Here is a 25,535-nt window from a genome sequence, read left to right as displayed (position 1 = left end):
ATTTAGAGACTAAAAATTTTCAACGCATTAAGAGGAATATCTGATTTTGATAAATCATTTATTTCTTTATATACGACTTTTTTACCAACTGTGGATTCTACTTTTTGTATTAAACTTTTGAGGTATATATGATCAAAATTACCTTTAATTAAGAGCTCAATTTTATTACTATTTAACCCTTCAGCTAAATGACCTACTAAGTAAACTTCTTTGATGTTACCAAGTTTTTTTAAAATCCTTTCAATAATTATATCTAAACCAACATATTTATGTACGATAGCTTGTAAATCATTAAAAAGAGGATGCGATTTATTTACTCTGAAAATTTTTTTATTTCCTTCAAAGGAGGCTTCAAGCATTTTTGCTTTCTCTAAACGGTTCAGTTCAATACGTATGGAATTGGTTGATTCAGAAAATTCTATAGCAAGTCCTCTTAAGTAAGCGGTGTTACTAGGGTTTAGAAAAAATTTAAGAAGTAATTTTAATCTAGTTTTTGAAGTGATTAATGCATCTAGCATTGGTATTATTAAGAATGTTAATTTAGATTAAATATGGCTTCGCCACGTCGGTCACATATTACTTTTTATGACCGTTTAAAGGTATTAATGATTGTAAATTAAAGATGAGTAAAAATTTTACACAAATTATCTTTAGTTATTTTTTTTGATGATTACATTAACATGTTGATAATCAGCGTGAAAATATTAAGTGTTTTTTGTACTTTAAAATGTTGATTTGTGGATGTTAATAATGTTATTCAAGAACTGATATAATAGTTTTTAATCTAATTAATAGAGTATATCACGGTTGGAATAGCAACCAAAAAGGATACAAATTTTAAGCTGCCCTCACTAAATTCATAAATTTTAATCCATTTTCTTTTTCAGTAGGTGTTTTATATCCTAAAGCTGAATGAAGTCTTTCATTATTGTACCAATAAATATACTTGATCACGTCTCAATTTAAGTGTTCCATTGATTGAAAATTAAATCTATAAAGATATTCGTATTTGATACTTTTAAAGAAACTTTCAGCTACAGCATTATCCCAACAATTTCCTTTTCGATTCATACTTTGTTTTGAAGTTGGGTTCTCTGATAAAATAGAAGTAAATAGTGTACTGCTATATTGAACTCCTCAATCTGAATGTAGCAAGAACCCATCTTCAATGCCTCTATTATTTCTCGCGTTTACCCATGCTTTTAAAACCGTATTTTCTGTTATCATATCTTCACTCAGTGACCAACCAATAATCTTACGATCTGCCAGGTCAATCATGGTGGTCAGATAAGCCCATTTCTTACCAAGCCTATTTTCGAGAAATTTCCTATCTAAAAGATTATTTGCTATTGGTTGATTATGCTTAGAATCAGTGGTGATAACAAGCTTTTTCTTTAGTATACTTCCAAGACCTAATTCTTGCATAAGACGTTCCACAATAGATCCTAGATAGATTTATTCCATTTTTTAGAAGTTCTTTTTGTATTCTGTAACTTCCATAAATACTAAGGTTATTCTCAAAAATACGTGTAATTTCTGCTTTATAATATAATGTCTTTTCCTTTGAAGCTGTTCTAAAATTCTTACTGCCTTTTTTAAGATATTACGCTCCATTTCTGCTTCTCGCAATGCTTTTCTGAGTTTCTTAATTTCTTCTTGTTCTGCTGTAAGGATTTTCTTATCCTGATAAACCTTCAGAACTATTAAATTTCTTTTACCAATTACGAAGTGTAACCTTATTTACTCAATAATCTTTGGACACATTACTTAATGATTGACCTGAATTCAATAATTCAACAACCATTTCTTTTAAATGATGTTTCGTATCTTTTCATAACGCTATAAGTTAAGAAAGGTATACTTTTTTGTGTAATCCTAAAGGTAGATACTCCAAAATCAGGCATTTTTCGGGGTTTACTATATGGAGAACAAGTTATTAGGTAGTTAACCTTTATTTTAGGTAAGACTCCCTAAATAGGGAATCTTGGTAAATGGATTCTATCACCCACTAAAACAGAAGTATTCTATCTGTTTTAGTGGGTGATTTTATATAGAATTAGCTTAAAAACTGAATCAGCACAAAAAAGTCAGCTTGCCAGAATACAAGATCTCAAAAATTACCTCATTAAGAACTGTATGGACACATTTATCTAGGGGACATTGGGGAAATGACTTTTTAGACTGCTAATTTTAGTTGTCTTCCTTGTTCTACTACAAGTGGTTTCGTTTCCTTTTTCTTCGCCATTAAAACAGCATTAGAAGTAAGAATACCAAACACAATCCGTAGTTTTTCATTTTCTTTTGTTCTCGCTTTTATCTTACCGAGTCCATAGCTTCTTTTATGGGTTCCAAAAATACCTTCCATACGAGTCGATCTTTCTTTTGCGATGATTTCAACCATACTATTTTCTTGCTTCGTGTAGGATTTTGGACCTTTCTTTTTAAAGTTTGTGATGATATTTTTACTAGTAATGAATCGGCGGTTTTTATTGGTTGCATAGATCCCATCTGCACCAAGATGTGTTGCACTTCCAAAGATTTTTTGATGTTTAAGGAAGCTCTGTCTTAGACGAGTACTTTCATTGAAGGCGTTGGGAGATAAATAGTCAATAATACTAATTCCTCCTGCTTGTAGAATATGAGCTTTGAATCCAAACTCTACTTTTTTTAGTTCTTTACCTCTTACTATCGGGCGAAGCCAAGGCTTGGTAAGGGAGATTGTACGGTCATCAATACGTTCCTTTTTATGATCAAACATATATTGTTGCTGGAAGTATACTTTCTTGATTACACGTAATTTATCTCTTTCCTTTTTTAGTAAATCGATTTTTCCTGTATCTAAAATATCTTGTAATTAACACAGTCCTTTACTCAGTAAGTTCAGCAATGAACTGTTTCTTTTTCTTGTCAGTTTGTATCCTTTTCTTCTCCTCTTAGAGTAAGTCAAATATTTTCTCTTTTGCTCTACATATTTACTTCTGGGACGTTTTATTTTTAATTCTTCACAGAACCTGAAAGGCAGTTTTTCAAAAATATAATAGCAACTTTCCCATAACAATTTTACATCTGTAGGGTACCTGACATCACTTTCATAACAGGTTGAATCCATCAGTAATAGGTTGGAAAAATCAACAGTTCCTTTCCAGTGTTTTAATAAGGTAAATTGAAGTTCATCGATATCAATAATTGATGAAATGTAAGAACGCGTTGTACTTGGTAGAGTGATGTCTCTTATTGTTTCATCATCTTTTAAAAAGCGAAAACAAAACATATGATAAGCCCAATCTGTGTTCAGTCTGTCAATTAATTTTTCATCACTTAAACCGGAATAAGATTTGAGAAACATTAGAGCTATAACTTTCCCTTGTTATTAAACCATGATTTCCTACCTGCTTTTTTTGAAATAGAAGGTAATAATTGCTCCAATTCTTCCCAGGGAATACAAGAATGAATTTTTCCTAACTCAGAATTCTTGAATTTATAATATTTAAGGGGTTGAGCTGTTCAGGCTTGAATATTTCGAATTGCATACTATATTTGAGTTTGGTTTGTGTTAGATTTTTGTGTGGTAACTCAAATTTAGACAAGCTAAAACCCCGAAAAAAGCCAAATTGGACATTTTTCGGGGTTTTTATATGCTCTTATATTCAGAAAACATCTTGTTATCAGGTAGTTAACCTTTCTCCAAGACTCCCTAAATAGCTTTGATCATTTTCTGTAAAGAATCACTCCAATGAAAATTATCAATGCCAAATTGTTCAGTAATTTTCTTTTTATTGAGGACCGAGTATTGCGGTCTTTGAGCTTTAGTTGGATAATCTATTGTTTCAATTTGATTTATCTTACAGTTGATATCACTCAATTTCATAATTTCATTTGCAAAGTCATACCAACTGCAAATTCCTAGGTTTGAGAAGTGATAAATTTCATTTTTTTTACTCCATAATTCAGTTTTAGAAGCTATGTCAAGACAAGCTTTAGCAAGATCATTTGCATTAGTAGGTGTGCCAATCTGATCTCCAATTACACCAATATTTTCTCTTTCGTTTCCTAAACGAAGCATGGTTTTTACAAAATTATTTCCAAACTGAGAATAGACCCAAGATGTTCTAATGACAAGTGCTGGCACTTTTGAATTTATAACATGGGATTCGCCATTCAGTTTTGTTTTTCCATAAACACTGATCGGATTAGTATTATCAGTTTCTTTATAAGGGAGATAGTGTTTTCCATCAAAAACATAATCTGTTGAAATATGTATAATCCTAGAATAATACTGCTCGGCAACTTCTGTCAAGTATCTTACACTTAGGTTATTTACTTTATTAGCTGCTATTATATCATCCTCTGCCTTATCTACAGCAGTATAAGCAGCACAGTTGATAATTAAATCAATTTTATTCAAGGAAAAGAAATTATCAATGGCGTTTTTGTCTGTAATATCTAATTCTTCAATATCTGTAAAATGAAAATTAAAATCTGAGTACTGAGTTGAAAGGGCATTTATTTCCGAGCCTAATTGCCCATTTTTGCCTGTTACAAGAATATTCATGATTTGATATAAAAATAGGGTAATACAAAAAACTGTGTTTATTATTTAATTACAGTCGGACAAAATATAAAATAACTTTTTTCTTTTAGAAGTTTATAAAAATTAAATAATAGGCGGATAGGAATAGGTGTGAGACTATGAGATATAATAATAAACGCTAAAGCAAATTAAATATATTGCTTTAGCGTTTGTATATATAGTATTTTACTTGAAAAAAGGTAAAGTTAGATCTTTATCTGATAAAATAATTTTATCATGATCAAGGTGCCAATCAATTTTTAATGAAGGGTCATTCCATATTATGCCATTTTCATTTTCAGGAGAGTAAGGTGCGTCTACTTTGTAAGAAAAGATTGCTGTATCACTTAATACAAGAAAACCGTGGGCAAAACCTCTTGGGATGAGAAATTGTGTTTTATTTTCTGCACTTAAAATAACACTTACGTGATGACCATACGTTGGGGATTCTGTCCTTAAATCTACAGCGACATCTAATACTTCTCCTTGTATGACACGAACTAATTTTGTTTGGGAATATCTACCTTCTTGATAATGTAAACCTCTTAACACACCCTTAGAGGATTGTGATTCGTTATCTTGTATAAAATGTAAATGAGGGAAATTTTCTTTAAACCAAGTTTCCTTATATGATTCCATAAAGTAACCACGTTTATCCCCAAAAACATTTGGTTTAAGGATATATAAATCCTTTATTTTTGTTTCAATAATTTCCATGATATCATATCCGCTGAATAACGAATGTCATCAGTATTTAAAAAAAAATAATCGTATTGCGATCAATGTAATCCTTTCTAATCTAGCTTAATTAGATATAAACTAATATACATAATTTAAAATATTGATCGCTTAGATCTTTGAAGGATTATGAGGAGTTATTACATTAGAGTTAATCTTTTTGATTAAATACTTTCCATATCCTGTCTTCAATAAAGGTTGAGCTAATATTTCAACTTGCTCTTTTGAAATAAATCCTTGGTCATATGCTATTTCCTCTAGACAAGCTACTTTTAACCCTTGTCGTTTTTCAATCGTCTGTATAAAACTACTAGCCTCTAAAAGTGAATCATGAGTCCCTGTATCTAACCAAGCATATCCTCTTCCCATTAGTTCAACTTTCAAGCACTCTTGCTTTAGAAATATTTCATTGACAGTTGTAATTTCTAATTCCCCCCTGTCTGATGGTTTTATCGTATGTGCAATTTTAACAACATCATTAGTGTAAAAATAGAGTCCAACAACAGCATAATTTGACTTTGGCTGAGATGGTTTTTCTTCTATACTTACAACATTACCTTCATTATCAAACTCAGCTACTCCATACCTTTCAGGATCATTAACGTAATAGCCAAAAACAGTTGATTTTCGTTCTCTTTTGACATTGATTCTGGCTTGTTTGATGAGATCAGTCATACCATGTCCATAGAAGATATTGTCACCCAAAACAAGACAAACATCGTCATTTCCTATAAACTCTTTACCTAAGATAAAAGCTTGAGCAAGTCCATCTGGAGAAGGTTGCTCAATGTATGAGAAACTTACACCTAAATCTTTGCCATTTCCTAATAACTTTTTGAAATTAGGTAGGTCGTGTGGGGTTGAGATAATTAAGATCTCTTTTATTCCAGCAAGCATCAATACTGAAATAGGGTAGTATATCATTGGTTTATCATAAATCGGGAGTAATTGCTTAGAAGTTCCTTTTGTTATAGGATATAAACGAGTTCCAGAACCACCAGCTAAGACAATACCTTTCATATTATTTTGAATATTGTTGGTCGTAATATTTTTGATAAGTACCTTTTGTGATATTTTCTAACCACTCTGTGTTATTTAAATACCAATCAATTGTTTTACTCAGCCCTTCTTCAAATGTTACAGAAGGCTTCCATCCTAAATTTTTATTGATTTTAGTAGCGTCAATTGCATATCTTAAATCATGTCCAGGTCTATCTTTTACAAATGTAATTAGTTGTTCTGAAGTATTTTCTTCTCGTCCTAATTTTTGATCCATCTGTTTGCAAAGTTCTTTTACAAGGTCAATGTTTTGATATTCATTAAACCCGCCAATATTATAGGTATCCCCATTTTTCCCTTTATGGAAAACTAGATCTATTGCTTTGGCGTGATCAACAACATATAGCCAATCTCTAGTGTATTTGCCATCCCCATAGATTGGAAGTGGTTTATTATTAATAATATTATTGATACATAGAGGAATTAACTTTTCTGGGAATTGAAATTCACCATAGTTATTAGAGCAGTTTGTGATAACATAAGGTATGTTATATGTTTCTCCATAAGCTCTAACAAAGTGATCAGAACTTGCTTTTGAAGCTGAATATGGAGAGTTTGGATCATATGGCGTGGTTTCAGTGAATAATCCAGTTTCACCCAAAGTACCATACACTTCGTCAGTACTTATATGGTAAAACAATGAATTGTTTTTCGTGTAATCAACTTCATTCTTGAATGCATTCAATAGAATCATTGTACCAAGAATATTAGTCTTTGCAAAAGCAAGAGGATCGCTTATAGAACGATCAACATGAGATTCTGCAGCAAGGTGTATTACACTTTCAAATTTATATTTTGAGAAAATATCATTTATAAATAGTTCATTAGTGATGTCACCTTTTATAAACGTGTAATTCTCTTTATTCTCGATATCTTTTAAGTTTTCTAAATTACCAGCATATGTGAGGGCATCTAGATTGAAAATATGATATTCTGGATAGTTATTAACAAACTGTCTCACGACATGTGAACCGATGAATCCTGCACCACCGGTAATTAAAATATTTTTCATTTTAGTATAAAAAATTTAGCCTACACATCAGAAGCCAATGATGAACATCATTGGCTTCTGATGTGTAGGCTAATCTACAACTTTTTCTTGTATTCTAATTTGATTTGGGGAACAAATCACCTTTAAGTTTAATTCTAGTAGAATAAGTTCCAATTTATTTTTATGTATTGATTCAATTATCCCACTTTGATCTGTAAAAGCACTGTTTTTAATTAAGACCCTATCACCTTTGCTTAAATCTTCAACTTTAATATCAGAATGTTCAGGTGTATTATTGATGAAGTTCTTAAATAAATTAAGCTGGTCATCTTTTATGACAGCAGGTTTTCCTTGCCAAAAAATAAAGTTAAGAACACCTGGATCTTTTAAAACTTCCCACCTTTCTAGTTCATTGAGTTTAACAAAAACATAAGATGGTATCACTGGTATGATGATTTTCTTTTTTCGATCACTCCACTGTCGTATTGAGGTAAAGGTAGGGCAATAAGTGAAAAATCCTTTTTTATTTAAACGCTCAGCAACTTTCTTTTCAGACCTTGGTTTGGTATAAATTACTAACCATTGTCTTGTTTCTTTGATAGTCATTTGTTAAGTCTTAATCTATATAGAAAGAAATATTCATAAGCCTATATTATACAGGCTTATGAAAATAACTAGCGTTTATCTCATAATACGCATACCAGGTATCCTGTATGCAACACCAATTTGTGTAGTAAGATAAAGGTCAACAGGAAGTTTTTGCGATCTTGTGCCATCTAAAGTGGTAGTAGTACTTAATCTACCTAATGCTTCTGCATTGAAAATCCAATTTTCAGAAATTGTATACCTTAAGCCTAAACCGCCATTTAGTGTACCTCCATATCTATTGCCAGAAGTTCCTCCAATATAGTTTTTTACATTAGCTGCAAACAATCCTGTACCCCCAACTAAATACCACGAAATTAGGGACCCTTTTTTTCTACTATAAGGTGATCTTCTTTTATATTTTTTATTAACTCCTAAATCGTAAACAAAAAGCGGAGCGAAGTCAAAAAGGATCGTTTCAAATGCTTTTTGACCCGTAGTTTCTTGATTAGCACGTTTATCCTTTGAAGTTAACATCATAAGCGATCCTTGTGCTCTAACATGCCATCTTTTTGAAATTTTAGTTTGGAGGTAACCAGTGATTGCTGGTCTTGCAGCTGATAGGTCGACCTGTTGTGGAGTTTGATTAGCGTAACCACCTGATAAATATGCTACACCTATATTTCCTCCAATTAAAAAATAATTCGTGCGCTCAATGAGATTTAAAGACCTATGAGATTGTGCGTAAACACCTATATTTAAGCAAATTAATATTGGGACTAGTAGTAAGGATTTCATTGTATCTATAGTTAAATTTTTTTTTCAAAATTAATAAATAATTACTTTTCTAAGTAAGAAATATAGTCTTTTCCGTAGTAAGAGTATTGATATCCTCCTTTTCTACTCATATTTACATCCGTCATAAATAATGCCACTTTGATTTCTTTGGATGGTAGAAAGTTTTGTAAAGCTCTTTCTAACTGAGATTTAGGGGTGCGTCCTTGCCTAATTGCGTAACAAACAAGATCTGCTTTTTCCATCATTTTTCGAGCATCGGAAACTATACCTATTGGAGCTGTATCATAAATAACTATGTCATATTTATCATTTAAATCATCCATTAATTCTTTCATTTTTTTACCTTGTAGTAACTCTGTCGGATTTGGAGGGATAGTTCCTGACAATATTAAGTCCAAGTTTTCATTATCAGTTTTTTGGATATAATCATCAATATTTTTACCTGAACTTAAATAATTAGAAAGGCCAATGTTCTCATTATTTTTTGGGAAAAGTTTTTTAAAAACAGGTTTCCTTAAGTCTGCTCCAATTAATATAACTCTTTTATTAAGAATCGTATAAAAATTAGCAAGGTTTGCAGAAGTGACACTTTTTCCTTCACCACTAATTGATGAGGTGATGAGAATTGTAAATTTATCTTTATCTCCCAGCATAAATTGGAGGTTTGTTCTAAAGTTTCTATAACTTTCAGCAGCTAAAGATCGTGTAAGAGGATCTAATAGGGCTGATGTGTCTTGAGAGATAATGTTGCCAATGTACGGTTTGTCACAAATATCTTTCACATCTACTTCATCTCGAACTTTCGTGTCAAATAAGACAATAATGTATAATATTCCTACTGGTAATGAAAAACCTAAAATAAAGCCAATTAATACATTGAGTTTTCTTTTAGGGAAAACGGGGAACTCACTGCTTTCAGGGACTGAAAGCATTGTATAATCACTTATTGTGCTTGCGGCTCTAATGCTGTATTCTGCTTGTTTTTCTAAAAGTAATTTGTACAGTTGTTCATGAGTTTCGAAAAGTCTTTGATAATCTTGAAGTGTTTTTTCTTCAGATAGAAGGGTATTAGTAGATTGTATTGATTTTTTTAATTCTAGATTTAATTCTTCTAATTGAATATTAAGTGCTTTTTTCGTGCTTCTTATTGCGTCCGAAATTTTTAATCTTAATTCTTTTAATGCCTTCTCTCTTTCAATAGCATCTTCTTGATAAAGAATTGATTTCTTTAACCTTTGATTAGAAAGTGCATCTTTTAGCTTCATTTCTGAATATATGCTTAGCATTTCGGTTAATTGAGAACCTTTTATTCCATAGGATTCAGGCATTAGTATTTCTTCTTGATCTCCTGAACTCATATTATTCAGTAAATAATCACAGTAGCGAATGCTAAGTTGTAGTTCATTCCTTTTGTCATCTAATTTATATATTTTCTCAAAAACTAATTCAGCACCACCAGCTAATTCTGTGTTTTCTGTTTTTAATTTGTATACCTGATTTGCAATTAATTGCATAGAGTCAGATATAATCTGAAGTTGGTCTTGAATAAACTTAGCAGATTGTTTGGTCGCGAAGTTCTTATCTTGAATATCTTTTTGTTGTACTGTAGTAACTAACTCATTCAATAGATCTTTTTCTTTTATGGGTATACTGCCTTCAGTTTTCAATTGAATCAATGGAAGATCAGTGTTTTTTTCACCCAAAACATTGAAAGAGATTTTTTTTCTTAAATTCCTTAATTCTAAAATGTTGGTGTTTATTATGAACGAGAGTCCATTAAAGTTCTCAAAAGAAATATCTTCTTTTACAACTTTAAAAATAAATCCATTGATATTATATTTTTTAGAGAATTTGAATGTTTTACCTTCAAAAAATATAGCAGAAGTATCACTGTCAACAATAAGTTGAAATTCTTTAAAACCTTCTAAGGGTATCAAGTTAATATTTTCATTGAAAGGAGTCCATGTGGATTCTTTATCATAAATTATACTAAAAGGTCTGTTTTTGTAGAGTTCTGTAACTTTAATAACTTTTATGTCATAATAATGAATATTCAAATTAAGTTTGTCGATTAGGTTATACAATACTTCATTAGATGTAAAATATCGTTTTTCATATTCTAAGTTTATCTTACTGAATTCAGCTCCCATTGCATCAATAGGTAGCATTGACATAAAATCAGTTGAATTACTTTTCCTTTCAGTACTTTTTTTTACAAGTTCTGTAGTAACAGACCAACGGTTTGTTTGATATAAACTTACTAGGATTGATGCAGTCAATCCGATTGAAATTGATAAAATGATCCATTTCCACTGTTCCAAACACAAATAAAACCATTTCTTGAAATCTTGGATTGCTTTATCCTCGGGGTCTGATTGTATCTTATTGTAATAATTATCTTTATCCTTAAGCATGATATTTTTATCGATTAACAGTAATTAGGGTAACAATAGAGACAAGTGCTGCTGTTATTGAGGCTACGATAGATACGTTTTTTTGGACATATTCTAAAGTAGGTCTTCTTTTTAATGGGAGTATTACTAAAACATCTTCCTGTTGTAAGTAATAATAAGGACTATTTACAAATTTTTCATCATTTAGATTGAGATAGATTGTTTCCATAGTTACACCATTTTTTCTTAGTAGTTTAACCTTAGCTCTATCTCCAAATTCTTTTATTCCACCGGCTTTTGCAACAGCTTCTAATATTGACATTTCTCTACTGAAAGTGCCATAAATGCCAGGTCTCGTTACTTCTCCTAAAATTGAATACCTGAAGTTTAATAACTTAATCCTTACAGCAGGGTTATCCATCATATCATCGAGTATTTCTTTTATTTTGAATTCAGCTTGTGAAAAAGTTAGACCTGCTAACTTAATATTTCCTATTAAAGGTAAGTCAACATTGCCTTCTTCATTAATTGTATATCCTAATAAGCTACCTTGTTCTGGATGTTGAATATTGGCTACATTATTTCCAGCAATACTTTCAACATATGCAAATGGGTTATATTCGGGGGGAGTTACTGTTTTAACTTCTACAAGAATTTGATCAAAAGGTCGTAAAGTATTCAAGGCTAAAGGAACCGTTGGAGTTGTTCTGTATATTGAGTCATAAACAACTTCTTCTTGAAGCTCTCCTTCGTGTTTTAAGTAAGTTAATTTCTTGTTTGAAACACAGCTGCTTACGCAAAGGGTAAGTCCTACTAAAAAATATAAAAGTTTCTTGGAATTCAAGTGTTTGTAATTTAAAAAGTTAATCCAAAAAGTTTTTGTCTCTGAAAAGTGATAAAACAATATGTTAACTGAGAGCTTTTAAGAATAGTCCAAAGTTACAATATTGGATATAATTTTCATAAAATTTACTTTATGACTGATTATACAATATAGTAATCAAAGAATAATCCAGTTTTTATGAAATGAAATCAAAAAGCTCGTTTACAGTTTATTTTTATTAGATATTTTAATCGTTTCTATTATTTAAGCTGCAATATATCCAAAAAAAATAATTTTGTACAATACTTTGAATTAATGTTGCTTTAAGTTTTCTGCTTAAAATGTATTAAGAAACCTTGTTTTGACAATAATTTGGACTTTTTTTGAATCTTGTATTTTTTCTATCTTTGAATGATCGTTTTTTCTAAACTTTATACTCCAATACCATTTAATATTGAAAAGGAATTTTGTTATATAGAATTTTATTAATCCTTCTCTGTTTTATTTCTTCAGATGCCATTTTTGCACAAACCACCCTTTTAAAACAGAAGTGGGTGGGTAGTGATAGTGTATATTTGGATTCAAATACTATATTCCAGTCTTCAGTTCGTATCATAAAAACAACTCCAGAGCATTTAGATTTAAAGTTCAACTTAGGTGAAGATAATTTTATTCATCTATTTCATGTAAACGGAGAAAAGTTAAAAGATTCTTCCATAAAAGCTTTAATTGAATATCGAATCTATCCATCTCAACTATTTAGTGGTTTTCAACACCGTTCACAAGAACTTTATCAATCTGGAGGTTATGGGCTTGCTAAAAAAAATGAGAGATACATTCTTGAGATAGAAGAAAAACAAAAAAAAGAGGAACTGTTTAGTGCACCAAATATAGAGAAGACAGGGAGTATTTCAAGAGGGATTTCAATGGGTAATTCTCAGGATGTATTTGTAAATTCTGCTATGAACCTTCAATTACAAGGAAATATCACTGATGATGTACAGTTGACTGCAATATTGACGGATCAGGATTTGCCTTTTCAGCCAGAAGGAAATACACAACAGATACAAGATTTTGATAGGGTATATATAGAATTGGCTCACAGAAATGCTCAATTGTCTGCGGGTGATATTGTGATGAAAAATAATCCTAGTGTATTCCTTAGGTATTATAAAAATGTGCAAGGTGCTCAAGCTAAAATTATGCTGGGTGATGATTCAACTAAGGTGAAAAGTGTTACAAAAGGAGGAATATCTGTGGCAAAGGGACAATTTTATTCTGCTCAAATAGCTCCTATTGATGGAGTTTTGGGACCTTATCGATTAAGGGGGCCTAATGGTGAGAGTAATATAGTAGTCATTGCAAATTCAGAGAAGGTATATATTGATGGTAAATTGATGGGAAGAGGGTTTGATGCAGACTATGTGATTGATTATAATTTAGCTGAAATTACTTTTACAGAAAAGGTGTTAATCACCCAATATACTCGAATAAGAATAGATTATGAATATGCTACACAGTATTATAGCCGTACAATTACTGAGGGTAGTCATTATATGTCTGGACAAAAATGGGATGCTTTTTTCAATTTTTATCAGGAGAAAGATGATAGAAATAGTAGTCTGTTTTTTTCATTATCAGATGATGAAAAAAGAGTGTTAGCTGGAATAGGAGATAGCCTTCAGAATGCAATAGTTCCGGCTATTGATACCGTTTCGGAATTTGATCCTAATAGAATTTTATATACTGAAGTTGATACAGTTACGCTTGGAGGAGAGAGTGTTTTGTGTTTGAGGCGAGCAAATTTTGATGATACACCTTTATATACCGCTGGATTTTCTGATGTTGGTCAAGGTAATGGAGATTATATTTTAGATGAAGTGACCTCTTTTGGAAGGTATTATAAATGGGTTTCACCTGAAAATGGTGTTCGTCAAGGACGCTATTTGCCTGTGAGGAGACTTGAGGCTCCAAATAGTAAACAAATGATCACTGCTGGAGGTAGTTATAAAGTAACCAATTATGAAACAATTTCTTTTGAGGGAGCTTTTTCTAACCAGGACATTAATTTGTTTTCTGTGATGGATAACGGGAATAATAAGGGAAGTGCATTAAACTTTGGAATCCAATCACAAGAACGTCCTTTAGGCGAACGGTACCTTTTGTCTACACATGCTTCATTGATGCAGATAGGAAAAGATTTTAGTAGTATTGATCGATTTAGGAGCGTTGAATTTGATAGAAATTGGGCTTTGAATTATGAAGATTTGCCAGAGGGAGAAGAAATTTATATCGAAGGAGGTTTAGCTTTAAAAGATAAAAAGGATAGAAATATAAGTTATATTTTTGCTCAAAGAGAGAGAGAAGATGCCATTAGTGGATATCAACATGACACTCATTTGAAATATCATATTGGTAAATTCAATGCTGTAGGAGATTTATTTAATATGAATTCTCAATTGCTGAATGAAAATCAAAAGGCAGATTGGTTAAGATTGAATGGAGGTGTTTTTTATAAAGGTGAAATACTAATACCCGGTTATAATTACAAATTGGATCAGCAGTCTACAAAATTAATGGGTACCGATTCTATAGTTTATTCATGGATGAACTTTGAAGAGCATGAAGCTTATTTGAAAAGTGGTGATAGCTTGAATTGGAATTTCAACTTTAATTATTCTTACAGAGAAGATAAAGCTCCACGAAATGGAAAAATGGAACTGCAAACTATCTCTAATACGTATCAATTGAATGTAGGGAAATCAGGAAGGAGAGGAAACATTCAATTGGGAGCAACTTATCGGAAATGGACGGATTATTTTGCAAGTGAACCATCTGATGAGGAATCTATTCAAGGACGTTTGGTAGGAGGCGTAAACTTTGGTCAAGGTATAGGCAAATTAAATGGTACATATACTATTTCATCTTCCAGAGAATTGTTGAGGGAGTTTGTGTATGTTAGGGTAGAAGATGGAAGAGGTACACATACTTGGAGAGATTTGAATGGAGATGGAATTCAAGATCAAAATGAGTTCTTTTTAGCTCAGAACCCTGATGAGAGACAATACGCTAGATTTTATACACCGACAGATGATTATATACCTGCCTATAGATCTACTTTAAATTTGAGGTTGAACCTAAAGGCCCCTAATAAGTGGCAGAAGAAAGAGGCACTGAAAAAGATGGTGTCAAAGTTCTCTAATAATGCGTCTTTATTGGTCGATAAAAAAAGTTTAACAGACGATATTTGGGGTAGGTATTCTCCATTTCCTGGAAGTGTAACAGAAGAAGAAATGCTGGCTTATAATTATGCATTTAGAAATACCTTATTTTTCAATAGAAACAATCCATTTTATGGTGCTGATTTTAGAATTATATCCCTTGAAAATACACAATTACTCACACAAGGACGGGAAGTAAGACAGGATATTCGTTATACTCTTGGTGGAAGGGTAAATGTGACTAAGCTATTGACATTGAAGTTAGAAGGGTACCAAAGAATGATAAATTCTGGTTCAGATTATTTAGAAGATAGAAATTACAATATCAATGAGGTGGGAATGACTCCGTCTATTTCATTTCAGCCTTCTATTTTTATGCGTTATTCATTAGGTTATAGCATAAAGAGAAAATTAGGAGAACTCAACCCAGAAACAAATCAAGAATCTTCTCAAATTCAGGAAGCTTCTTTTGAGGCAAAATGGAATAAAGCATCATTATTTACAATTACAGGAAGATTCTCTGCTATTTTCCAAAACTATGATGGAGATCCTAATTCTGCCATAGGATATGAAATGCTTGATGCACTGAATGAGGGTGTGAATTTAAAATGGAATGTCTCTTGGACTCAAAGTTTGTTTAATGGTATGCAGTTAAGAGTTCAGTATGATGGACGAAAATCAGAAAATTCTAACAGTGTACACATAGGAAGTATGAACTTAATTGCATTATTCTAGAAAATGATTTGTTAATGTTATTAAATATTAGCAATTTTATTATACTTACTATTCATTAATATCCGAACTGAAACATTTAAATAGAAACATAACTATGGGCTTTATATCTGTTTTGGATGCTTTCCAGAAATGGGAAAAGGAGACACCTAATCAACCTTTTTTGCATCAAAATATTCATGGCAGAAAAATAACATTATCTTATCAGGAAGCCGCTGATCAGATCAGAAGAATGGCGACTGCTATACAGGAAATGGGAATTGAAAAGGGAAGCCATGTGGCAATTTTATCAAAAAACTGTTCTCATTGGATCATGGCCGATTTAGCTATATTAATGGCAGGCTGTGTAAGTATTCCAATTTACCCTACTACTGATAAGGCTACAATTAAATTGATATTGGAACATAGTGGTTCCAAAGCCATTTTTGTTGGTAAATTGGATGATTATGCATCGCAAAAGGAAGGTATACAAGGTATTCCTAAGATAGGAATAGAGATGCATGGTGTAAATGAAGAACATGGATGGGATAAAATGATTGAAAAATCAGCGCCTATTCAAGATGTTTATAAGCCTGCCAAAGATGACCTGATGACTATCTTGTATACATCAGGTACAACAGGCAATCCGAAGGGAGTGATGCATAGCTATGGAAGTGTAGAATTTGCTGTTTCAGAGTTTGAACACCATTTTACGTTGCCAAGACATCCAAGATTTTTTGCTTTCTTATCATTGGCGCATATTGCTGAAAGAGCTGCATACGAATTCATTGGAGTTTATCTAGGTGGTAGCATTGCTTTTCCTGAGTCTTTGGAATCTTTCCCTGCAAATTTGGCTGAAGCAAAGCCACATATGTTCTTCGCAGTACCGAGAATTTTTCAGAAATTCCAAGAGAGTATTTTAAAGAAAATGCCTCAAAGTAGATTAGACTTATTGCTTAAGATACCAATTATCAACAATGTCATTAAAAAGAAAATTATCTCAGCTTTGGGCTTCCAAGAAGCTGTTTCTGTAATTTCTGGTGCAGCACCAATTTCTCCAGACCTGCAAGAGTGGTTTAAGAAACTGGGTATTGATGTAAATCAAGGTTATGGTATGTCAGAAGATATTTGTGTGTCCCATATGAACTTTCCTGGTATGAACAAAATTGGTACTGTAGGGCAGAAGTATGACCATATAAAAACCAAGCTTTCGCCAGAAGGTGAAGTTTGCTTGCTGAGTGATTGTTTGACGCTTGGTTACTACAATGATGAAGAGAAAACAAAAGAACTGTTTGATGATGAAGGTTATTTGAGAACGGGTGATTTAGGTGAATATGATCATGATGGATACCTATCGATTGTTGGTAGAGTAAAAGATCAATTCAAAACGGATAAAGGAAAATATATATCTCCTAACCACCTTGAATTGCCATTATCAGATAATGCAAATATTGAACAGGTTTGTGTAGTTGGAACGGGTATTCCTCAGCCAATTGCTCTAATTGTTCCTTCTGAAGTGGGTAAAGAACTTTCTCAAGACGCTTTAAGAACTTCCATTAAAGGTTCATTAAAAGACTTGAACGAAAATCTTCCAAATTATGAAAAAGTAGCTAAAGCTATTGTGATGAAAGAAGATTGGACAATTGACAATGGTTTATTGACGCCAACATTGAAGTTGAAGAGAAACCATTTAGAAAAAATACATAGTCCTTATTACGGTCAATGGTTTGAAGAAACCGAAACTGTAATTTTCGAATAGTATTATATTCACCCTTTTTATAAGCCTCATACTTGTGTGGGGCTTTTTATTTTTTTATTGAACGAAGGCATATTAACAAAATCTTAAGGATTTGATAGAAATATGCATTAATAACTATTTCAAATGAGCAACTCACAATTATCCAAAACACTAACTCCCTTAATGCTATGGGGCCTAGGAGTCGGTTATGTTATATCAGGAATGTATTTCGGCTGGAATTTAGGATTAGCCGAAGGAGGAACATTAGGTTTAGCTATCGCCACTTTTTTTATCATTATTATGTATGTGACTTTTACGCTTTCGTATACAGAATTGGCTTGTGCTATTCCGAAGGCAGGAGGAGCCTTTGAATACGCACATAGAGGTTTAGGGAAACATTTTGGATTTATTGGAGGTATGGCTCAAAACATCGAATTCATTTTTGCTCCTCCTGCAATTGCGGCTGCTATTGGTGCATATCTCCATTTATTATATCCCGAAATTGACGTTATATATTTTTCCATTGGAGCTTATTTTATCTTTACTGCCATCAATATTTTTGGAGTCCATTTAGCAGCTTCTTTTGAGTTGATTATAACTATTTTGGCTGTATTTGAGCTACTTTTGTTTGCAGGATTCACACTTCCCCACTTTGAAGTTCAAAACCTACAAATGAATGCCTTGCCATTTGGATATGAAGGCGTATTTGCTGCAATTCCTTTTGCCATTTGGTTTTTCCTTGCCATTGAAGGAATTGCAAACGTTGCTGAAGAAACGAAAAATCCACAAAAGAGTATTTATTTAGGCTTTGGTTCTGCAATTGCAACTTTGGTATTTTTATGCGTGCTCACATTTTTGTCTGCTGTTGGTGTAGGAGGCTGGGAAAAAATAGTTTACCCTTCAGGTTCTTCTATCGCATCAGATTCTCCTTTGCCATTAGCCTTAGGGCAGGTAGTAAGTGAAGGGCATTTTCTATATAAATTTTTAATAGGTATTGGTTTGTTAGGGTTGATAGCCTCTTTTCATGGAATTATTTTGGCGGCAGGCCGATCTACTTTTGAGTTTGGGAGGGTAGGCTATGCACCAAAACAATTGGGTAAAGTACATTCAAAATATAAGACACCCACCAATGCCTTGATCATCAATATGTGTATTGGAATAGTGGCTCTTTTTACTGGGAAAACTGGAGAAATTATTACTATAGCATGTTTTGGGGCTTTAACATTGTATATTATTTCTATGCTGAGTTTATTCGCTTTACGAAGAAATGAACTAGAACTAGAAAGATCTTATAAAGTACCTTTGTATCCATTTTTTCCAGCTATAGCACTAATTATTGCAACAGTTTCAATATTATCCATGACCTATTACAATTTTACTTTAGCTATGATTTTCTTCGCTATTCTTGGAGGAAGTTATTTGTATTTTATTTTTTCTCAAAAGGAATATAAAACAGAAGAAATAGGAGAGGTAGGGTAAATCTTTATATAAAAAAACAGCCAGAATTTCACAAATAAAATTCTGGCTATTTAAATGCATTAAATAATTTTTAATTGTGGTCGTAAGCTCTCATCTGATATTTAGCGATCCACTTTTTCTTTCTCTTATCAATGTAATCATAACCTAAAGTTTGGAATTTATAAGAGAAAATATCTTTTTCATAAGCTACTTTAGTTCCTCCAACTTTTTTCTGAACATAGCCATGTTCGTTGACTAGCTCTTGCATATAGGAAACTGAAATATCTCTCACATCTTCTTTAGAATCTGCTACAAATTGAATATCAAAACCGATTAATTTTCTTTGAGCATTGAATTTACATTTATAGGCTACATAGTAACCTGACATATTTTTTTTATATGCTTTTAGTCCATCATAAATAATAAATTCCTTTTTATCTCTATCATCTTCTTTTTTGTAAAGCTTTTTGAAGGCTTTGTAATCCATTTTATAAGTGTAATCCTTATCTAAGAGTAATTTCTCCTGGGCAAATAAAGAAGTGGTAAATAGGATGAAAAAAGAAAATAGTGCTAATGCTTTCATTTGTCTTTTGAGTTTTGTGAAAAATAGAATTTACTCCTTTTCAAAATATCTTTTCTATTACGTAAGGTAAAGATATTTGTTGAAATAATTGGAATATTTGTTTGTTTATGACAACTGATCGTCTTTGAATGACAAAATATAAATATTTCATATTCAAGTAATAATAATCTAGTTGTAGCTACAGTAAAAAGATTTGAAAATTTATGAAAGGAGTTGATTATTTTAGCGGTGAGAATCATTTAAATAAAATGTAATGATAAACATTAAAAAGCGAACAAGAGCCTATGATGGGTTTCTAAAAATTGATGTAGTAAAATTTGATCACCAAAAATTTAACGGTTTAAGATCTGGTGAAATATCAAGAGAAGTTGTAGTGAGAAATGAAGCGATTGCAGGTTTATTTTATCATACTGCAGAGCAAAAATACTGGTTTGTTGAACAAATAAGAATACCCACTCTTTCAGAGGAAAATCCTAATGGCCTTTTGGTAGAATGCATGGCTGGAATGGTAGATGAAGGAGAAACAGCTGAACAGGCATTGCGTAGAGAAACTAAGGAAGAAATTGGTTATTCTTTAAAGAATGTACAGTATCTGTCTACATTTTATTCAACACCAGGAGGATGTAATGAGAAAGTAGCGTTGTTTTTTGCAGAGCTGGATCAACAAATATCAGAAGGAGGTGGAAATCTTCATGAAGGAGAGGACATCAGAGTGATTAAATATACTTATGACGAGATGGTCAAACTCTATCAATCAGATAAAATAAGAGATGCTAAAACCTTAATCGCAGTTCAGTGGGCTATGTTATCAAAAATGACCGCAGAGAGACTGTAATTATAAAAATCCATTAAAGAATCTAATCTTTCTTGCCTAATAAAGCTCAACTCTTCTTCCATTTAACCAACTTGAGCTTACTTTTGTAATGTTTCAATTTAGTTACTCTCACATATTAAATATGTTGTCTTTAAAAAACAATCAAAGAAAGTTCTACAAGGAAGTTTGGGATGTTGCTTTGCCAATTTCTATGCAAAGCCTTTTGCAATATGCATTAGGAATGGTAGATCAAGTGATGGTAGGGCAACTTGGAGAGACAATCATTGCCTCAGTGGGGCTTGGAGGAAGACTTACCTTCGTTTACATTGTTGGTATCATGGGATTAGCCAACGGTGCTGGTGTTTTTATCGCTCAATATTGGGGGAAAAAGGAAAAAGACAAGATCAGTTATTTAGTGGGAGACTTATTGAAAATTGGTTTCCTGGTAATGCTTTTGGGTATTGCAATGAGTGTACTCTTTCCTTCACAAATTCTTTCATTATTTTCCAATGATCCTGAAGTAATACATTATGGAGGACTTTATCAGCAGATTGTAGCTGTCGGTTTTCCTGCCATATTGTTAAGTGGTGCATATAGTTCTTCTTTAAGAAGTATAGGTAAAGCGAAACTGGTGATGCAGTTGAGTTTTATTAAAGTGATTGTCAATACAATTGTAAACTATTGGTTGATTTTTGGTGGCTTTGGTGTTCCTGCATTAGGAATGGAAGGTGCCGCATGGGCCACTGTTATTTCGATGTGGATTGAGGCAATTGCCCTCTGGGGAATTATGCAATGGAAAAATTATCCTGGAAATGTAAAGCTAAACCATTTATTCCATTTTGATAAATCTGCTATCTATCCATTACTAAGTGTAAGTGCACCATTAATCCTTGGAGATATGTCTTGGGCTATTGGAGAAACTTGTTATTCCATGATTTATGGTAAAATGGGTACAGTCGATATTGCCGCAATGACTATGACTTTGCCATTACAAATGTTGAGTATTGGTTTCTTTATGGGATTAGCATCTGCAGGAGCTATTGTTATTGGTTATCAGTTGGGGCAAAACAATATTCTTAAAGCAAAAGTATATGGCACTAAGTTATTAAAATTGACCCTGATTTCTTCTATCATCGTTGCGGTGTTTATTGCCTTGCTCACTCCACTTTACATTAAGCTATATCAAGTAACAGATGAAGTAGCCGTAATTACTATGGAGCTGTGTTATATTTTTGCCTTCCTTTTACCTTGTAAAATGTCCAATTTTATCGTAGCAGCAGGTATTTTAAGATCAGGCGGTGATACCAAGTTTACCACAGTATTGGGGATGTTCAGTACGTGGATATTCTCTATACCGCTCGGAATTTTAGGTGCTTTTGTTTTTGACCTTTCCATCTTTTGGGTTTACATCATTGTCTCTTTGGAAGAATATCTACGTTTGGCAGTTTATATGTGGAGAAAGAACTCCGGAAAATGGGCTAAGAACTTGGTAAATAACTAGACATAAAAAAAGCCTTTCAATTGCTTGAAAGGCCACTCACATTGGTCTACTATGCACCTGTAATACCAATCGAGTTTTTAATTTTTTCTTTCAATAAATATACTTAAAAAATAAACTTAAAGCTAGTGGAATACCACTTATTATAGGTTAATTACAAAAGAAAATAACTTCCTTCTTAATCATTCATCAAAACCAGAGCAATTTGATTTTGCAGACTCTAGATTTTGATTAATAATACCAATTTTCTGAGTGATGATCTCTCTTGCTTCGTCTTCAGTGAATTCATATTTGTCAGCTACAAATTCCACTAAACAGTCCAATTTATTATCATATATTTCTATAATACGTTCAGCATTTAAAATCAATGAATGACAATTTTGTTCAAGCAATGCATCTTGATAAAGACTCTCCGCTTTGACAAAAGTAGAGGCGGCTTGAACGCAACTCATTTCACTGACTTCAGTTATTTGTCCAAAAAGATTGAATGTTTCCAAAACATCTGCGTGACAACTACTTTCTAAAATGATTTTTCGTGCACTGATAAATACCTCTATTTCAGTATCAACTGCAGCAATAGAAGAGCTTTCTGCAATACAATCTTTATTCTCTTCCATATAAGAGACATAAGTATCAATAGCAGCTAAAATGTCATCGCAATTTCTGCTATCATAAGCATCATAATATGCAATTTTATATTCATCTCTTTTAGAAGCGATCATTTCTGCTGAGCAAGGAGCAACGGATGTAGTAAATCCAGCACATTCATCGTATTGAGCTCTTGTTGTTTTCCATTTTTCAAGCTCATTGTCAATAAAACTAAGTGCGTCAATGGTACTGTCTGCGGATGCAAAAGAAGTCACAACACAAATTTTGTTGTCTTCCACAAAAACAATTGCAGAATCTAGGGCTTCAGCTATTGCTTGACAGTCCGTTGTATCTGCCCTGGAAATGTCGCTTATTAGTGTGTTGTAATGTCTTAAAACACTTGCAGTAGAGCAGTCTTCCTCATCATTGATGAGGTCGCAGGCCATAACAATAAATGGTGCAATAACGAGTAAAAGCAGCTTTAGGTTTTTCATAAAAATTAGGTCTAACAGGAATAGTTACTTCTTTAACAGTGAAGTGATAACCACAGTTTCATGTATCTGAAAAGTTCTTTAAATCACTATCAAGAGACTTCAATTAATACAAAAAGTTCCAATTTAAAGGGGATTTAATCAAAATGTAACTTTAGTTCAACAGTCCTAATAACATGTTTGAAGCATCTCTTTTAGTGAAAATTCATCCTCTCAGAACGTGAGTTTATTAATTTCATCAACTATAGAACTTCTATTTTTTCAAACATGCTCTAAAACAATCTTTGCAACTATAGATTTAATAATAGGAAAGCTCATTTGAATACCTGTAAAAGTAAATCAGTTTGATTCAATTGAACTTCGTTTTTTATCAATTCAAACTTCCAAAAAAAAAGATTTATGTGGATTAGAATAATCGTTTTCTTAATAATAAACTTTTCAGGTTTAGCCATAGGTGGCTTTTTTACTGGGGATGGTGTGCCATCAGAATGGTATCAGGCAATGAATAAAGCACCATGGACGCCTCCTGGATGGGTATTTGGTGTGGCATGGACTACCATTATGATTACTTTTTCAGTGTTTTTAGCAAAGCTTTATAATAAGGAAAATAGATTGTTGTTTTTTGTACTCTATGGTGCTCAAGTGATTCTTAATATCAGCTGGAATCCTGTATTCTTTTATTTCAGAAATACCTTGTTTGGTTTGGTTATCATCACTGCTCTGACAGCTTTGATTTATATTTATCTTTTGAATTATTACAAACAACTTAGGTTCTGGTCATTATTAATTCTTCCTTATTTCATTTGGATTAATATCGCCACTTCTTTGAATGCGTATGTGGTGATCTATAATTAGTAAGAATCAGGAAAAAAGATAAAACCTAAAATTGCTCCTTTTTCTGTCCTAGTACTTATGTATTGTCTGTACACTATTCACCGTACACACTGTACGGTGTATAGTGTACAAGCAGTACGGTGAACAGCGTACAGTGTGTACGGTGGGTAGTGTACGAAACATTCACTTTCTTCTACCTTATTACTTATAAAAAAATCCCAACCAAAACTGATTGGGATTTAAAAATAAATCAATCTAAATTTTTACTAAAAGAGATGTTTCAAACATGCTCTAATTGCCATAGGCATCAATGATACCTCCCGTCAATCTTACAATTTCTGTATTCGTAGAAATTAAATTAAAGATGGCTGACAGTCGGGAATTTTGTGCGTCCAGATATTGAATCTGAACATCACGAAGGTTAAAGGAGTTAATCTGTCCGTTTCTATATCTTTCGGTCGACATATCTAAGTTCAACTGAGCCGTAGCTACTTGTTCTTCCGCTAAATCTAAAATTTCTCTTTGAAGAACATAAGTATCATACACTTGCATCATTTGATTGTTTAAGCTATGTGACATTTGAGCAGTTTCAATATCTGCAATTTGTTTGTTGATAGTGGCAATCTGCTTTGCTCTTCTTCTGCTTCCTCCCATATAGATTGGAAGTGAAAGAGTCATTCCTACAGAACCGTTGATACCATCCACCATAAAATTGGGAATATTTCCTCCCACAGCGTATTGATGAGTATAATTAAGGCTGGCATTACCTGTGACTTGAGGCATAAAAGCAGCTTTTGCCAATTCAATATCTTTTTGTTTGATAATTTGATTGACATACTGATTTTTCAGTGTGGAGTTGTCGGCATTTAACCTCTGAATCAAATCTTGAAGAACATAATCTTTCTCAACAGCTTCAAAATCTTCTGTAAGATTATAAGTTGTTTGTTGCTCTTCAGGAACTCCCATGATAAAGTTTAACTCACGAAGTTTGACCTGCAAAGTGTTCTTTTGTTCTAAAGCTGTCTTTCTATCCTCAAACCAAGCTACTTTGGCCTGTAAAACATCATAAGTTACTTTTTGCCCTAACTCTTTTTGAGAGTTAGTATAATCATAACGTTCTTTTGATAATTGAGAAAGACGTTCTGCAACTTCCAGTCTGTTTTGCTCTAACAACGCCCCATAATATCCTACAATAATATCTTTGATGGTGTTTTCAATCACAATTTGAGCATTTCCTTCGGAGAAATGTTGTAGCTCTTCCAATTGTGCTTTATTGATCCAAACTTGGAAACCATTGAAGATGGTGAACTGTGTTTTTACATCAGGAGTAACATTTCCTAAACTTGAGCTTACAGCCTGTGACCATTGTTGGTTCCAAGCAGTATTGACACTAAGTGAAGGAAACAAACCGGCATTTTCTAATGTATTGTTTGTTTTTGCGATATCTACATTTTGTGCTTCAATGCGGATATCGTAGTTATTTTCCAAACCTTGAGCAATAGCCTCAGCTAAACCCAAGTTGATGGTTTGAGAAACAGTCACTTCCTGTTGTTGTGCTGTTACTTGAGAAAAAGTAAACAGAAACAAAAGTGCCGAAATAAATATATTTTTCATTATCATTTTCTTTTATCCCTACTTAAAT

21 protein-coding genes and 1 pseudogene are annotated in these 25,535 nt (G+C 32.6%); 6 read left to right on the top strand and 16 right to left on the bottom strand.

Annotated elements, in window-relative coordinates:
• Positions 1-2 precede the first annotated feature (2 nt).
• The 13 genes and pseudogenes from AVL50_RS01155 to AVL50_RS01100 all read right to left on the bottom strand — a co-directional run bounded on the left by AVL50_RS01155 (position 3) and on the right by AVL50_RS01100 (position 11,978).
• On the bottom strand, positions 3-518 hold the full coding sequence (locus tag AVL50_RS01155) for a hypothetical protein (protein WP_062614643.1): 516 nt from the start codon (positions 516-518) through the stop codon (positions 3-5).
• Positions 519-837: 319 nt separating this feature from the next.
• Positions 838-1,071: pseudogene (locus AVL50_RS33800) on the bottom strand (transposase).
• Between the two features lie 66 nt (positions 1,072-1,137).
• Positions 1,138-1,425: a hypothetical protein gene (locus tag AVL50_RS33795; protein ID WP_062614642.1), complete on the bottom strand. Its 288-nt coding sequence runs from the start codon at positions 1,423-1,425 to the stop codon at positions 1,138-1,140.
• Positions 1,426-2,176: 751 nt separating this feature from the next.
• Positions 2,177-2,758, bottom strand: a complete 582-nt coding sequence (locus tag AVL50_RS01145) for a transposase (RefSeq protein WP_062614641.1) — start codon at positions 2,756-2,758, stop codon at positions 2,177-2,179.
• Between the two features lie 96 nt (positions 2,759-2,854).
• Complete coding sequence (locus AVL50_RS32655; protein ID WP_062614640.1) at positions 2,855-3,346, bottom strand: hypothetical protein; 492 nt, start codon at positions 3,344-3,346, stop codon at positions 2,855-2,857.
• 348 nt (positions 3,347-3,694) lie between these two features.
• A complete protein-coding gene (gene rfbD, locus AVL50_RS01135) occupies positions 3,695-4,552 on the bottom strand; it encodes a dTDP-4-dehydrorhamnose reductase (protein WP_062614639.1) in 858 nt (285 codons plus the stop codon).
• 204 nt (positions 4,553-4,756) lie between these two features.
• Positions 4,757-5,287 (bottom strand): dTDP-4-dehydrorhamnose 3,5-epimerase, encoded by a 531-nt coding sequence (gene rfbC / locus AVL50_RS01130; RefSeq protein ID WP_062614638.1) that lies wholly within the window; start codon positions 5,285-5,287, stop codon positions 4,757-4,759.
• A gap of 132 nt (positions 5,288-5,419) precedes the next feature.
• Positions 5,420-6,328, bottom strand: a complete 909-nt coding sequence (rfbA, locus tag AVL50_RS01125) for a glucose-1-phosphate thymidylyltransferase RfbA (RefSeq protein WP_062614637.1) — start codon at positions 6,326-6,328, stop codon at positions 5,420-5,422.
• A 1-nt stretch (position 6,329) separates the two neighbouring features.
• Positions 6,330-7,379 carry a dTDP-glucose 4,6-dehydratase gene (gene rfbB / locus AVL50_RS01120; RefSeq protein ID WP_062614636.1) on the bottom strand — a complete coding sequence of 350 codons (1,050 nt, stop codon included), beginning with the start codon at positions 7,377-7,379 and terminating at the stop codon, positions 6,330-6,332.
• A 69-nt stretch (positions 7,380-7,448) separates the two neighbouring features.
• Positions 7,449-7,964, bottom strand: a complete 516-nt coding sequence (locus AVL50_RS01115; protein WP_062614635.1) for a UpxY family transcription antiterminator — start codon at positions 7,962-7,964, stop codon at positions 7,449-7,451.
• Between the two features lie 75 nt (positions 7,965-8,039).
• Complete coding sequence (locus tag AVL50_RS01110) at positions 8,040-8,741, bottom strand: hypothetical protein (RefSeq protein ID WP_062614634.1); 702 nt, start codon at positions 8,739-8,741, stop codon at positions 8,040-8,042.
• Between the two features lie 41 nt (positions 8,742-8,782).
• Positions 8,783-10,891, bottom strand: a complete 2,109-nt coding sequence (locus AVL50_RS01105; RefSeq protein WP_172826736.1) for a polysaccharide biosynthesis tyrosine autokinase — start codon at positions 10,889-10,891, stop codon at positions 8,783-8,785.
• 271 nt (positions 10,892-11,162) lie between these two features.
• The gene (locus AVL50_RS01100) at positions 11,163-11,978 is read right to left on the bottom strand and encodes a polysaccharide biosynthesis/export family protein (RefSeq protein WP_157491087.1); all 816 of its coding nucleotides are present in this window, start codon (positions 11,976-11,978) and stop codon (positions 11,163-11,165) included.
• Positions 11,979-12,424: 446 nt separating this feature from the next.
• Here AVL50_RS01100 and AVL50_RS01095 point away from each other — a divergent pair, with 446 nt between their 5' ends.
• From AVL50_RS01095 to eat, 3 genes are all read left to right on the top strand, one after another.
• Positions 12,425-15,913, top strand: coding sequence for a hypothetical protein (locus tag AVL50_RS01095; protein ID WP_062614631.1), 3,489 nt, complete (start codon positions 12,425-12,427; stop codon positions 15,911-15,913).
• A 94-nt stretch (positions 15,914-16,007) separates the two neighbouring features.
• Positions 16,008-17,648 carry an AMP-binding protein gene (locus AVL50_RS01090; protein WP_062614630.1) on the top strand — a complete coding sequence of 547 codons (1,641 nt, stop codon included), beginning with the start codon at positions 16,008-16,010 and terminating at the stop codon, positions 17,646-17,648.
• A 123-nt stretch (positions 17,649-17,771) separates the two neighbouring features.
• On the top strand, positions 17,772-19,106 hold the full coding sequence (eat, locus tag AVL50_RS01085) for an ethanolamine permease (protein ID WP_082795609.1): 1,335 nt from the start codon (positions 17,772-17,774) through the stop codon (positions 19,104-19,106).
• A 70-nt stretch (positions 19,107-19,176) separates the two neighbouring features.
• Here the strand turns inward: eat and AVL50_RS01080 are convergent, their stop codons facing one another.
• The gene (locus tag AVL50_RS01080; RefSeq protein WP_062614628.1) at positions 19,177-19,668 is read right to left on the bottom strand and encodes a hypothetical protein; all 492 of its coding nucleotides are present in this window, start codon (positions 19,666-19,668) and stop codon (positions 19,177-19,179) included.
• Positions 19,669-19,921: 253 nt separating this feature from the next.
• Between AVL50_RS01080 and AVL50_RS01070 the strand changes: the two genes are divergently transcribed.
• Together AVL50_RS01070 and AVL50_RS01065 are read left to right on the top strand one after the other, a co-directional pair.
• The gene (locus AVL50_RS01070; RefSeq protein ID WP_062614626.1) at positions 19,922-20,503 is read left to right on the top strand and encodes an NUDIX domain-containing protein; all 582 of its coding nucleotides are present in this window, start codon (positions 19,922-19,924) and stop codon (positions 20,501-20,503) included.
• A gap of 121 nt (positions 20,504-20,624) precedes the next feature.
• Positions 20,625-21,983 (top strand): MATE family efflux transporter, encoded by a 1,359-nt coding sequence (locus tag AVL50_RS01065; RefSeq protein WP_062614625.1) that lies wholly within the window; start codon positions 20,625-20,627, stop codon positions 21,981-21,983.
• 179 nt (positions 21,984-22,162) lie between these two features.
• Here AVL50_RS01065 and AVL50_RS01060 read toward each other — a convergent pair whose 3' ends face one another.
• Positions 22,163-23,062, bottom strand: coding sequence for a hypothetical protein (locus AVL50_RS01060; protein ID WP_157491086.1), 900 nt, complete (start codon positions 23,060-23,062; stop codon positions 22,163-22,165).
• 396 nt (positions 23,063-23,458) lie between these two features.
• On the opposite strand from AVL50_RS01060, the gene AVL50_RS01055 reads away from it, so the two are divergent.
• Positions 23,459-23,914, top strand: a complete 456-nt coding sequence (locus AVL50_RS01055) for a TspO/MBR family protein (RefSeq protein ID WP_062614623.1) — start codon at positions 23,459-23,461, stop codon at positions 23,912-23,914.
• A gap of 270 nt (positions 23,915-24,184) precedes the next feature.
• On the opposite strand, the gene AVL50_RS01050 is transcribed toward AVL50_RS01055, so the two are convergent.
• Positions 24,185-25,507: a TolC family protein gene (locus AVL50_RS01050; protein WP_062614622.1), complete on the bottom strand. Its 1,323-nt coding sequence runs from the start codon at positions 25,505-25,507 to the stop codon at positions 24,185-24,187.
• Positions 25,508-25,535 lie beyond the last annotated feature (28 nt).

It is taken from the genome of Flammeovirga sp. SJP92 (assembly GCF_001583495.1).
Taxonomy (GTDB): domain Bacteria; phylum Bacteroidota; class Bacteroidia; order Cytophagales; family Flammeovirgaceae; genus Flammeovirga.
Note: the sequence above shows the minus strand (reverse complement) of the source record. Positions and strands in the feature narration are given on the sequence as shown.